This is a genomic window from Planococcus sp. S3-L1 (assembly GCF_030063085.1).
Lineage (GTDB): Bacteria > Bacillota > Bacilli > Bacillales_A > Planococcaceae > Planococcus > Planococcus kocurii.
In genome coordinates this window covers 20689-33175 of record NZ_JASISN010000030.1, presented here as the reverse complement: position 1 = coordinate 33175, position 12487 = coordinate 20689, and the positions used below count along the sequence as shown (strand labels likewise).

The following is a 12487-nucleotide window of genomic DNA, read 5'->3' as shown; positions in this document are numbered from 1 at the left end:
CTTTCAGCGAACGCTATTGACCGGCACCTTACCGCTGATTTGGCTGGATGCACTGACGACGTTTCTCTACGAGTACTTTACGCTCAGCAGGAGCAGTCTGTCATTTATTGGTTAATCAACACGCGTGTTACGATATATTTCTATTTCAGCGTTTTGTCACTTACCAATCAAGAATTTACCGGAGATGATGAAGATGCCGCAGAAGGACGTATGTACAGACGGTATTCAGACGCCAGTCTTTGTTCCAACGTTGCCATGTTGATCAGTTTAGCAGCTTTAAGTGTGACTGCTATAACAGGTCAAGCTTTTTGGATGCTTGTGACAGGTATTGCTTTAGCGTTTGTCAGCGCTGCACTCTCTTTCATACTTTCTAGTCTTGTACAAAAAATGTATCCAGAGCGTGAACTTCCTTCAATCAATGACACAGATTACGCAAAAAAGTTACTAGAAGTTTCTGATGACGGAGAAAAACATGTCATGCTTGGTGGGTTATACAAAACTCATTATACGATGAATTCTCTTTTAGTCGGAGCGGTGATCCTATTGTTGTTATACTCGATTGCTTCAGATTCTTCACAGCTTTTTAGTATTTTTACGATCATTATTATCTTAACGGTCACCAACATCCAGTATCTAATCCATGTACGAAATAAATAAATCATTAATCAAAAGCACAGATTTCTGAATAAGAAATCTGTGCTTTTTGGTCGTTTATTATTCGCCGCGTGGTGGTTCTAGTAGTTGATAAACGCCACATTTACGTTAGTTTTTCTGTGGTGTTTGCCGTATACTGAGTCCCTGGGAAGGCCTTTTTTCTGTGAATTAGTTGTGGTGACTTAATTCCACAAGAAATGGTCTTCTTTTTTCTGTTTATTCATTTGCATAACATATTTTACGCGCTCTAAATAATTGTTAAATAGAAAACTTTTGAAAAAGGGTAGCTATACAAGTAGAGAGTCGTTATAATAAAAATTAAGTTCTTATTGATAATGATTTTCATTATCAATAAGAACTTAATCAAAAAAGGAAGAAGTGAAGCGATTTGTATTCGAATCAGAGTAAAAAGAGAACAATTTTTTTAAGTATAGCGTTAATATCGTTATCTTTAGTTATCGCAGGGTGTAGCAACTCGGCATCGTCTAATACAGAAGCAGAGTCGGCAAGTGATGAAAAGAGTCAAACTATCACACATGCGATGGGAACTACAGAAATTAAAGGAACACCCCAGCGAGTGGTGACTCTTTATCAAGGCGCAAATGATGCAGCCGTCGCCCTTGGTGTAACGCCCGTTGGCATTGTGGAATCATGGGATGAACAACCCGTTTACAATTATTTAACAGAAGAGTTAGGTGAAGTTCCAATCGTCGGACAAGAAACACAGCCAAACTTAGAAGAAATCGCCAAATTGAAGCCGGATTTAATCATTGCGTCTAAAATTCGACACGAAGAAGTATATGAACAGTTGTCAGCCATTGCACCAACGATTGTTCATGAAACCGTATTTGTCTTTAAAGACACGGTTAATCTGATGGGACAAGCCTTACATAAAGAAACTGAAGCTCAAGAAGTCATCGAGGATTGGGATAACCGAGTCATTGATTTTAAAGAAAAGTTAGAAGTGAAGATGGGTGATGAAGCTCCAGAGCACGTTGCGGTGTTGAATTTTAGAGCAGATCACTCTCGTATTTACTACACCGGTTTTGCAGGATCCATTTTAGCTGAACTTGGATTTGAAGGACCCAAAAATATGCAAGATGACAGTCCAGATATCATCAAATTAACAGACAAAGAAAGCATTACAGAAATGAATGCGGATGCTTTTTATATTTTCATGGACAAAAACGATCCAGCGGTGGTTAAAACGTATGAAGAGTGGACCAACCATCCGTTATGGGAAAATCTTGACGCTGTCAAATCAAATCGAGTTTATGAGGTAGACGAAATTGTATGGAATCTTGGTGGCGGGATCATTTCAGCGAATCTCATGTTGGATGATATGTACGATCGATTCGGATTAGAAAAATAAAACGAGAAGGGGGTGGGGGAATCCCATCCCTTACTTTCTTTAATGGCTATGGAAAGCAGGGATAAATATGAGGAAGTTGTCAGCTCATAAACCTTTTAAATTAGTTGTTTTGTTTGCTTCTATTATGGTGATGATTTTTTCATTTGTTTTGAGTCTCTCATTAGGGCAAAACTCAATTCCATTTTGGACGACGATCGAAGCACTTCTTTACTTTGATGCAACGAATACCGAACACATTATTGTCACAACTTCTAGAATGACAAGAACCATTATTGCAACCTTTATAGGCGCTAACTTAGCTGTAGCAGGTGCATTAATGCAGGCGATGACGAGAAACCCATTAGCCTCTCCAGATATCTTAGGCGTTAATGCAGGAGCGTTATTTTTTATCGTCTTGTCAGCGACCTTTTTTTCTGTAGATTCCCTGCAGTCGTATATGTGGATTGCTTTTTTAGGTGCAGGAGTGGCAGGGGTCTCTGTCTACTTTCTGGGTTCACTAGGAAAAGAGGGGTTGTCGCCTATTAGATTGGTCTTAGCCGGCGCTGCCATTTCTGCCCTTTTCGTTTCATTTACACAAGGGTTGCTTGTGGTTGATGAACAACGACTGCAGAGCATCTTATTTTGGTTAGCAGGATCGGTATCGGGAAGAAGTTTAGATATGATTATTCCCGTCTTGCCCTATATGCTAGTCGCCTTAATCATTGCTTTATTCTTAGGGAAACCCGTGACCATCTTACTTGCAGGAGAAGATGTAGCGAAGAGCTTAGGTCAACGAACGGCCTTGTTAAAAGTGGTCATTGGTATAGTCGTTATTGTATTGGCTGGTGGCTCCGTAGCCGTAGCAGGTTCAATTGGATTTATTGGTTTGATTGTTCCTCATTTAGTCAAAGGAATCGTCGGACCTGACTACCGGTGGGTGATTGTTTTGAGTGCTTTAATGGGGGCTAGCTTACTGCTACTGGCAGATGTGGCTGCTCGATTTATTATTGCTCCACAAGAAATGCCCATTGGTGTGATGACGGCGTTAATTGGAACACCGTTTTTCATTCACATTGCTCGGAAAGGCGTGGTGAAGAGTGGCTAGATACATTACGGTTAAAAATAAATCAGAAAATTTTTCTTTTCAAGTCGATAAAAAAACCATTACTACTGTAATAGCACTCGCTTTATTAGCTATCGCGATATTGATGATGAGTCTGTCGATTGGGAGTAGTTTTATCAGTCCATGGCTCATCATTAAAAATTTAATGGGTATTGTAGAACCGGACTTTATACTGAACGAACTGAGATTGCCACGCGTGTTACTTGCCTTTATGGTCGGCGCAGCTTTAGGCGTGGCAGGATCTATTTTGCAAGCAATTATACGGAATCCTTTAGCCTCGCCAGACATTATCGGCATCACAGCCGGAGCTTCTGCGGGCGCAATTATTTTTATTGTGGTTTTCTTAGGAACGGTTAGTGCAGTATTTATGCCGCTAGCTGCCATTTTAGGGGCAGTAATTGTCGCCTCAATCATCTATTTGCTGGCATGGAATAACGGGGTAACACCCATTCGTCTTGTATTAATCGGTATCGGAATCGCAGCTGCGATGAAAGCGATTGTCTTAATGATGATTGTGTTGAGCGATACAGCTGTAACCACCAAAGCCTATCTCTGGTTGACCGGCAGTTTATACGGTTCAAATTGGGGACATGTCTATTCGATGTTACCTTTTGTTCTCCTATTTATTCCGTTGACGGCTTTTCTGGCACGTTCTGTAAGTGTCAAGGAATTGGGAGATGATATTGCGACTGGGCTTGGTGTGAAAGTTCAATCTAGGCGTTTTTTGTTGCTACTGATCAGTGTTGTTCTTGCGGGAACGGCGGCAGCTTTCGCGGGAGGAATCGAATTTGTTGGCTTAATCGCACCACACATTGGGCGGTTACTGATTGGTCGCTCATTTGCTGCACTTATACCGGTATCGGCATTGATTGGCGGAATGATTGTGGTGTTAGCTGATTTTGTGGCGCGCACTGCATTTTTACCCTTAGATCTTCCGGCGGGCGTATTTACGGCTGCCATTGGCGCACCATTTTTCATTTATCTCCTATTTCGAAATCGAAATGGATAATGCGGTAGAAAGGGGACGAGGAAATACGTATGTTAGAAGCACATTCTTTATCCTTAGGCTATGGTCAAACTAAAGTCATTGAAGATTTACAATTAACCATCCCAAAAGGAGAAATCACCGTTTTTGTTGGAGCCAATGGCTGTGGAAAATCGACCTTGTTGCGATCTTTAGCAAGACTTATCAAACCACAAACTGGAGAGATTTTGCTAAATGGGATGGGGTTAAAAAAACAGTCCACAAAAGAAGTAGCTAAGAAACTGGCTATTCTTCCTCAAACTCCGTTAGCTCCAGAAGGTCTAACAGTTTTACAACTAGTTAAACAGGGCAGGTATCCTCATCAGAGCTGGTTAAAGCAATGGTCGGAGGAAGATGAGTCTGTCGTCAATCGTGTGTTAGAACTAACCGATATGAAAGAATTTCAAGAAAAAACGGTGGATTCGTTATCAGGTGGTCAAAGACAGCGTGCCTGGATTGCGATGATCCTTGCTCAAAAAACAGATGTTATTTTATTAGATGAGCCAACAACCTATTTAGATTTAGCGCATCAAATCGAAATTTTAGATCTTCTGTTTGAGTTAAATGAAAAAGAAAACAGAACCATCGTGATGGTTCTTCACGATTTAAATTTAGCGTGCCGTTATGCGCATCACATTGTAGCCATTTGCGATAAGAATGTTTATTCTCAAGGCAAACCAGAAGAGGTGATCACCCCTCAAATGGTTAACGATGTATTTTCCATGCGCTGTGAGATAGGGAAAGATCCCTTATATGGGACCCCTGTATGCATTCCATATGGCAAGGGTAGAAAAATTTAAAGAAAGGAGTTTTTCGATGAAGCCTAAAGAGATTTTTGACGTAAATATCATTGGTGGTGGACCCGCGGGACTTTTTTCTACGTTTTATAGTGGATGTCGTGAGATGAAAGTAAAATTAATCGAGTACCATTCAGTGCTTGGAGGAAAACTAAATATTTATCCCAAAAAATTAGTTTGGGATGAAAGAAATTTTAACTAGCACGGTTTTGTAAATAAGAATAAACGAAGTAAGGCACTTGAGCAGTTAGAGGTTCAACTAACTATTCAAGTGCCTTATCTATATTCTTTTTGTGTTATGAAGTTATTTCTAATAATAGAGGATTGTCGATACTTACGTACTGAAAAATTAGGTGTTTTAATGCGTACAGAAAAGTATCTCTTTTGAGATGCTTTTTTTTAATTACTAAAAAACTTGAAATAATAAAATAATACCTTGTATTATATAGTAGTTTGAAATAAAATAATATAAAGGGGTGTGGAAATGGAAATTAATAAAGAAGTATTAAAAGGCCATATTGATACGTTAATTCTTTCTCTTTTACACGGCAGGGATATGTATGGGTATGAAATCGCTAAAATCGTTCGTGAAAAAAGCGAAGATCAATTCGAATTAAAAGAGGGAACCTTATATTTGTCTTTAAAACGATTAGAAAAAAATGAATGGATCACATCTTACTGGGGCGACGAACAAGGACCAGGAGGAAGAAGAAAATACTATAAACTCACATCTTTAGGTGAAAAAGGATTTGAAGAAAAACGTTCAGAGTGGGAATTTGTTAAAAAACTTATGGACTTATTTTTAGAAAGGGGAGAACAGGGATGAAACAAATAGAAGCATATGTTGAGGAAGTGTATCAGGGTGTCGGTGGGAATAAAAAAGAGATTAATGAATCAAAAAAAGAAATGAAAAGCCACTTGTTAGAAGCAGTTCACGAGTTGAAACAAGAAGGGAAATCAGAGAAAGAAGCAATTCAACTTGCTATTGAACGTTTTGGTGGAGAACAAGAAATGCGTTCGATAGTTGGTCAATTGTTTAAGGCACAACGAATATTTGCTAATTGGATTTTATATTTAGCCATAACAGTTCTACTGTTAAGTATTGTGGCATTTGTCTTGATTTCTGCATACGAAAATGAAAATGCTTCTGAGAATTCCGAAGTTGCTACAGCTGTACACGAAGTTTTAAGAAGCCAAAGTTCACTTACCGATTCAATGAAAACAGAAATTGCTGCCTTAATCGATGGAACAGATCAGATCTCAGAAATTAAAATCTATAATGTCAGTGGTGTAGGTATAAATTCCGTATTTGGTTACGTAGAGAATGCAAAACCTGAGTATCAATACAGTAAGTCTGTTTGGTCTCCAGATTGGCTACTAGCGAACTTTTATCCCTATGGAAGTGGTGGGGGAAATAAGTGGTACGTTGAAATGGAAACACGACTTATCGGCAGCTGGATGGGGATTATTTTATTTTCAGGATTAGCCATCTATGCAACGCTATTCACAATTTGGGCAACGATCAATGCCTATCATCATAAACGATTGAATGTTGCTTGGATTATTGCTTTTGCTTTTTTTAATATAATCGGATATTTGGTTTATATTCTGGTAGGCAAGAGAAGCGTGAATATCAACTAGAATTTCAAAATTAGTGGTCAGGTACAGATTATATTATCAAAAATGATGGTTCCTAATATGAAGAGAAGAAGGCGACAATCTTCTTCTCTTTTCTTTATATTTCAAAACTTCATCAAAAAAATCTGTTATAAAGGGACAATATGAATGATTCGGAGTAAAAAAGGTCAATTTGAAAAACACAACAAAATAGCAATTAAAGTGCGTTATATCTCATAAGGTTGAGAAATAAGCATTGCTGCAGTTTTATTAGGAAAAGTAAGTATAAGCAGCAGAGGAATGTCGATACTATTCTCATATCCAATCATTTATCTCCGCTTAATCTATAGAAAACTTTGTCATATAAAAATACCCCAAAAATTAGATTTGACATCTAATTTTTGGGTTGCGCAACAGAGCTACTCTTTTCTCAAACCTATACCTTAAATTGCATATGTTGCTTGAATTAACAGTTTTACAACTGTGTACAAGCACGTGCCTCTTTTACAATCAAAGTTTGGATTTCAGTACTTCTTTAAACCTTTCTGGTTCATCTACTCGAATAGCAACTTGCTCATAACTTTTCTTCATTCCCATCAGCAGGGTAGCTTCTTGTGGATGTTTTAATTTGATGATGACGTCCGGATAAGCTTGCTCAAAATCACGGGCTACGAAATCAATGGTGTTCTTTGTGAGCTTTTGTTCTAAGATGGAACGGTCTTCTATAATCTCGTCAATATCCTCCCATCTTATTTCCATGCGTTTCATCAGTCCCAACGAAACGTACATACGATCATTAGCAATTTGCAGTGGGTTAAATCGTATTGCCTGAATATCACCTAAAAATAAAACAATTGAATAGATGTTAAGAACTAACAAAAGCAACGATAAAATCAACGACTTATCATGCAGCCACCAATGCACACCTAAAGTTTCGACTACAATTGCATGAATCATCATGGCGTGAAATGCAATTAGGCTTGATTTCTGATGAAGTGTAAACGTATTTTCTCTAGGTGCAGGCACTTTTTTCCAAAGACAAAAAGCATAATAGAACATCAGCATTTCTGAACAGATTACTTGTATAATCGGTTGTTTCTTCACTTTTTGGTCGACTGCATGGGAGAAAGAAAATAGCTGCGGTAAAGAACTCTTCTTTACACTTTGGATGATTTCAGGCAAATACTTAAAGAGTGTTAACAGCAACAATACCTCGAGCAAAACGAATGCAGCTTCTACTGCAAAGCCGAAGAGGGTGAGCGTCTTAAATGGAGATAAGTATTGCATTGGAATCACAAAGCGAGCGAGAATCAATCCTCCAGCCATCAATGTAAGCAGGTACTTCCAACTTAATTTTTGTTGCCAAGATAAAAACAATACGGGAGTCACAATGGTTAAATCGATAAGAGAGCCCAGAACCACAGGTTGCGTATCAGCCGGCAATATGCTGACTCCCAGTGACGTGCGATATAAAGCAAAGTTGGAAGTCAAGACGAGTAGAAACAGAAGAAGCCATATCATACGCATCGAAATTTTATTAAACACCATACTTTTCACCTCGGTTATTTTTACTAGTAGTTTACTTTGTTTGGTTGTCGAAGAGTAACCGTTCTTACTTACATCATTAGTTAACTTCCATATTGAGAAGTCATCACAATAATCATTATGTTGGTAATTACTTTCCATAAATATACCACTTAATTATAAGAAATAGAGGATTGTCATAACCTTTGAAAAGTTGATTGTTATGAACAAGTCAATTCTGGTTCTGGTAACAAAAATGGAAGTCAGGATTTTTATTCAAGAAAGAACAAATTTTAAGGAACTAACAAACTATCATTAACATCGTACAACTCTACTGCAATTGGCACTTTAGAAGCCTTTAAACTGTACAAGGGATGGTTAAGGTTTCTAAAGTGATGATAGAGAAATCAACCGAGTACTCAGTTATCACAAGTCGAGAATAAACCGTGAAGTATCAGTTAAGATTATAAGTCCGCAAGGTATTGTGAAAAGGATGGTATAAAACGGGTGAATATTTAATGATGAGGGAGCAGCTAAGCAACAGCTCTTTTATCATTTTTAATTGGACAATATATCATTTTTATGGCTCAATAAAGGTTGTGGAATTAAATAGGAGTGACAAAAATTGACACTAAAAAACAAAACTTTGAAGAATCTTAAAAAGACGAAGTGGTATCATGGGACCACAAAAGTTGGCTACAACAGTATAATGATAGAAGGCGTGAAATATGATGTTTCTTTAGGTTCAGAGTTAGATTTCGGACCAGGTTTCTATTTAGCTCCCGATAAAGACATGGCAGAAGAATTTATCAAACGTCAAGTTGAGTTCAAAAGAAGTGATGGGTTAGAAGAGTTTTTACCACCTGAAGCTTTTGAACCTGTTGTTTTGGAATTTGAATTTGCTCCACTTCCTTATTGGGAGGCGGGGAATCTTAAAGTACTAGATATTAACAATCTAGAATTTGCTACATTCATAGCTGACAATCGAATACGTGCTATGGAAGGACTTTTACATGAGTATCCTCTTATATATGGAATTATGAGTGATAATAACCCCGCTGAGTTAGTTTCAAAGTTCAGAGACGGGGAATTAGTGAAGGAAGATGTAATTAAGGGTATTTTGGATAAAACCATACGTACCAGACAATTATCTATTCATACGCAAGATATTTGTGATATACTCAAATTAACTAAAGCCTTTGAAGTAGGCGGAGGAAAGGAGTTAGATATTCATGGCTACCGCAACTGCAATTGATCGCACACGCTTGACAAAAGATTTAGAAGATTCGTTGGTGTATTTTGCACATCGTCAAAATAAGTCTTTGACTAGAGAAGAAGCAACTGATATTGCTGGTCGAGTTATGGCTAATATTGATATCGATAACTCTGCCTTTGCTCACAAAGGACCATCATGGATTGCGCGCGAGATTATAAACAATCGAAAATAAGATGATAAATGTCAGGTGCTACTATAGATCCTAAAATAAAAAGGATGAAGAAAAGGAAACTCTTTTCTTCGTCCTTTTTCTATTTATTCATTTACACAAGATATTTTACGTTCTCAGATAAATAATGGATTATAAAAATATTACATATTCTCAATAGAGGACTACTTATACCTAGGAGTGACCAAAAACTTGTATCTAATTCTACAGCTAATATTTAACCTTGGAATTATAGTTAACTTGAAATAATAATTTCAATTACTATTGTAATTTTCGAAATGCTAATACATAATTAAATAGTCAGGCCAGACAAAAAATGTTAACTTTAGTATTTTTAGTAAGGGAGAAAAAATGAAAAATTTTTTATTTGTTACCGTCACCTTAATTCTTAGTTTGGTCATAGCTACTCATTACATTACAGGTAATGAAGCGGTAAAAACAGAAAAAGTTAAGGTCGCAATTTTGGACAGTGGTATCAATGAGGAGTATCTGGAATTTCCTGTTAAAGACGAGTTTAATATTATTGATCCAAAAAGTCCGACTCATGATGAAATGGATCATGGAACTCCAATCGCCAGTATTATCATAAGTAGTAAGATAGATTTGTTTGATGTAAAAGTATTGGATAAAGAAGGTAGAGGTAAGCCAGAAGACGTAATTAAAGCCATCGAATGGTGTATCGAAAAAGAAGTCGATATTATCAATATTAGTTTTGGTTATCAAACGGAAAATTTAGAAGTCAAAACTATTATTGAAGAGGCCTCTGCGCAAGGCATACTAATTATAGCAGCGGCTGGAAATACCTTTGGGTTCGGTGTTGATTTTCCTGCGAAATATAAGGATGTATTATCAATCACAGCTGTCGATTCCAAACTCAAAAGACTAAGTTCTTCTGGTAAAGGCAAGATCGATTTTTCTTTTGAAGGAGAAGATATATCAGCAACAGATAAAAGCGGATATACAGAAAGCTATAGTGGAACATCCTTTGCAACTGCAAATGCAACAAAATACATTATTGATATGATGAATGAGAAAGAAAAATCTTTAAGTAAAGAAGCTTTAATTGCAAGTTTAAAAAAACGGGCAATAGATATGGGAGAAAAAGGTTACGATCGTGAATACGGCTATGGTGTTATAAAAAATTCTAATTAAGAATGGAGAAGAATATGAAAAATTTCATTTCGATTTTAATAGTTGCATTTTTATTTTTGGGTGCCACTCTACCGAATGCATTTGCGAATTCAGACTTACCAATAGAAAATATAACTATAGAAGATGAAGAACAGCTAGAAAGAGAAATTGCTGAGACGGAAAAAGAAATAAAGAAAGAAATAGAAGAAGAAATTTCAACTTTGTATGGTAATGAAACACTAGAGGATATTCAGTCTCTTGGATTAGGTATTGAAGTACTAAAAAATGGGCAGATTATTGTAGATTTAGAACTGGAAACAACTGACTTTGATGCTGATTTCGAGTTAGATATGTTACCAGAAAGTGATACAATTATTTTAGACAGCTCGTTTGTTGATGAAACAGGAAACACTCATGATACAAGTCTTATTGCTGAAATCGAAGAAAATACAAATGATATATTTAAAGCAAGCTTAAAAAATATTGAAACTGGTGAAGTTTATAATATTGATACGACTGAATTAAATGCTTCTGTACTGCCAATCTTTGTTTATGTTATTGGTGGAGTGGTAATTCGAACAACTGCAAAACACGTGGGTGGGATAGCTATTAAAAAACTGTCTCATAAAGGATTTACGAGTTTTACATCACTAAAAAGATATTTAGGTAGCCCAGGTGCGAATAGGCAATGGCATCATATTGTTGAACAATCTCAAATCACGAGATCTGGATTTAGTCAATCTACTATTCAGAATACGCGCAATATTGTTGCTATTGACATTAAACATCATAATAGGATTTCAGCATATTATAGTTCTAAAAAACCTATTTCCGGAAATAAGACAGTAAGAGACTGGTTAAGTGGAAAAAGTTTTGATTATCAATATGATTTTGGCATGAGAATAATGAAAGAACTCGAATAATAAGGGGGTTTATAAGTGGAAGACAAGAATCGAATAGTAGAAGAGTTTATCAAACATTCTTTAATAATGGAGCAGACTCAATATTCTGGTGAGTATAAGAAAGGGAATAAGTCTCACGAAGTGCACCTTTCTATACGCGACAAACTGAAACAAGATCCTGAATTAGCAAAAGGAGTATTTGATGAATTGTTCCATAATGAGAATTCTTTCGTTTTATATGCATCCAGCGTTTACGCAATTGTATTAAACTATCGTAAAGATGATGCCATTAAAATTCTAAGTAAAATAGCGGCTATGGACATCAAATTAACTAGTTTTGAAGCTGAAACAGCTCTTGAGTTGTATAAAACCGGAGAACTTTTTGAATTGCATGGTGTTAATAAATAATACTACGGAGAAGGCCCTCTTACTGAGGGCCTTCTTTCTAAAATTATCAAGAAGGTGAAAATATTGAAAGATAAAATGGATTTATTAATAGAAGTACATGAAAGAATAGAAGAGTATTCAAAAGTTGGAGACATATTGCGAAATCCAGAAAAATTAACAAAATGGGACAAAATGAAATTATCTGAAGAAGAATTTCAGGCTTTAATAACAACAGATTTCAGTGATTCCACCATTAATGGAATTGAAAATATAATTAGGGACAGAATGCTTACATTATTTTTTACTTTTTTTGCTGTTCTAGATGGTGTTGGGGATCCAAAATTAAGAAATAATGAGGATGTTTGGCTAGGTTTCAAATTAGAGAGTAAGACTGTTGATAATAACGATGGATATGAGGAGTTTTTTCACGATATGCTTTTTGAAGCATATTCAAAATGGCAAGAAATTAAATTTAACCTAGATTGCAATATTAAATGCAACAAAACATGAAAACCCATTAAACCGTGTGTGG

Annotated in this window: 14 protein-coding genes and 1 pseudogene; 14 read left to right on the top strand and 1 reads right to left on the bottom strand. The window is 36.5% G+C overall.

Features of this window, described 5'->3' with window-relative positions; all coding sequences use genetic code 11:
• From QMF37_RS17420 to QMF37_RS17385, 8 genes and pseudogenes are all read left to right on the top strand, one after another.
• On the top strand, window positions 1-657 hold a 657-nt coding region (locus QMF37_RS17420; RefSeq protein ID WP_283479028.1), incomplete at its 5' end, for a DUF3169 family protein.
• 385 nt (window positions 658-1042) lie between these two features.
• The gene (locus QMF37_RS17415; RefSeq protein ID WP_078080495.1) at window positions 1043-2026 is read left to right on the top strand and encodes an ABC transporter substrate-binding protein; all 984 of its coding nucleotides are present in this window, start codon (window positions 1043-1045) and stop codon (window positions 2024-2026) included.
• A gap of 67 nt (window positions 2027-2093) precedes the next feature.
• Window positions 2094-3110 (top strand): FecCD family ABC transporter permease, encoded by a 1017-nt coding sequence (locus tag QMF37_RS17410; protein WP_283479026.1) that lies wholly within the window; start codon window positions 2094-2096, stop codon window positions 3108-3110.
• Entirely contained in the window at window positions 3103-4137 is a 1035-nt protein-coding gene (locus tag QMF37_RS17405) for a FecCD family ABC transporter permease (RefSeq protein ID WP_078080493.1), read from the top strand. The genes QMF37_RS17410 and QMF37_RS17405 overlap by 8 nt, the downstream gene beginning before the upstream one ends.
• A gap of 29 nt (window positions 4138-4166) precedes the next feature.
• The gene (locus QMF37_RS17400; protein ID WP_071153770.1) at window positions 4167-4952 is read left to right on the top strand and encodes an ABC transporter ATP-binding protein; all 786 of its coding nucleotides are present in this window, start codon (window positions 4167-4169) and stop codon (window positions 4950-4952) included.
• Window positions 4953-4968: 16 nt separating this feature from the next.
• Window positions 4969-5133, top strand: a pseudogene (locus QMF37_RS17395) (thioredoxin reductase); the annotation flags it as partial.
• Window positions 5134-5433: 300 nt separating this feature from the next.
• Window positions 5434-5775, top strand: coding sequence for a PadR family transcriptional regulator (locus tag QMF37_RS17390; protein WP_283479025.1), 342 nt, complete (start codon window positions 5434-5436; stop codon window positions 5773-5775).
• Complete coding sequence (locus tag QMF37_RS17385; RefSeq protein WP_283479022.1) at window positions 5772-6590, top strand: permease prefix domain 1-containing protein; 819 nt, start codon at window positions 5772-5774, stop codon at window positions 6588-6590. The genes QMF37_RS17390 and QMF37_RS17385 overlap by 4 nt, the downstream gene beginning before the upstream one ends.
• 486 nt (window positions 6591-7076) lie before the next feature.
• On the opposite strand, the gene QMF37_RS17380 is transcribed toward QMF37_RS17385, so the two are convergent.
• On the bottom strand, window positions 7077-8252 hold the full coding sequence (locus tag QMF37_RS17380) for a beta-carotene 15,15'-monooxygenase (protein ID WP_349307312.1): 1176 nt from the start codon (window positions 8250-8252) through the stop codon (window positions 7077-7079).
• 463 nt (window positions 8253-8715) lie between these two features.
• On the opposite strand from QMF37_RS17380, the gene QMF37_RS17375 reads away from it, so the two are divergent.
• From QMF37_RS17375 to QMF37_RS17350, 6 genes are all read left to right on the top strand, one after another.
• A complete protein-coding gene (locus tag QMF37_RS17375; protein WP_283479021.1) occupies window positions 8716-9345 on the top strand; it encodes a DUF3990 domain-containing protein in 630 nt (209 codons plus the stop codon).
• The gene (locus tag QMF37_RS17370) at window positions 9323-9538 is read left to right on the top strand and encodes a hypothetical protein (RefSeq protein WP_283479019.1); all 216 of its coding nucleotides are present in this window, start codon (window positions 9323-9325) and stop codon (window positions 9536-9538) included. The genes QMF37_RS17375 and QMF37_RS17370 overlap by 23 nt, the downstream gene beginning before the upstream one ends.
• Window positions 9539-9886: 348 nt before the next feature.
• Window positions 9887-10687 carry a S8 family serine peptidase gene (locus QMF37_RS17365; protein WP_283479018.1) on the top strand — a complete coding sequence of 267 codons (801 nt, stop codon included), beginning with the start codon at window positions 9887-9889 and terminating at the stop codon, window positions 10685-10687.
• A gap of 14 nt (window positions 10688-10701) precedes the next feature.
• Entirely contained in the window at window positions 10702-11589 is an 888-nt protein-coding gene (locus QMF37_RS17360) for an SAR2788 family putative toxin (RefSeq protein WP_283479017.1), read from the top strand.
• 15 nt (window positions 11590-11604) lie between these two features.
• Entirely contained in the window at window positions 11605-11976 is a 372-nt protein-coding gene (locus QMF37_RS17355; RefSeq protein WP_283479016.1) for a hypothetical protein, read from the top strand.
• Window positions 11977-12039: 63 nt separating this feature from the next.
• Window positions 12040-12465, top strand: coding sequence for a hypothetical protein (locus QMF37_RS17350; RefSeq protein ID WP_283479015.1), 426 nt, complete (start codon window positions 12040-12042; stop codon window positions 12463-12465).
• Window positions 12466-12487 lie beyond the last annotated feature (22 nt).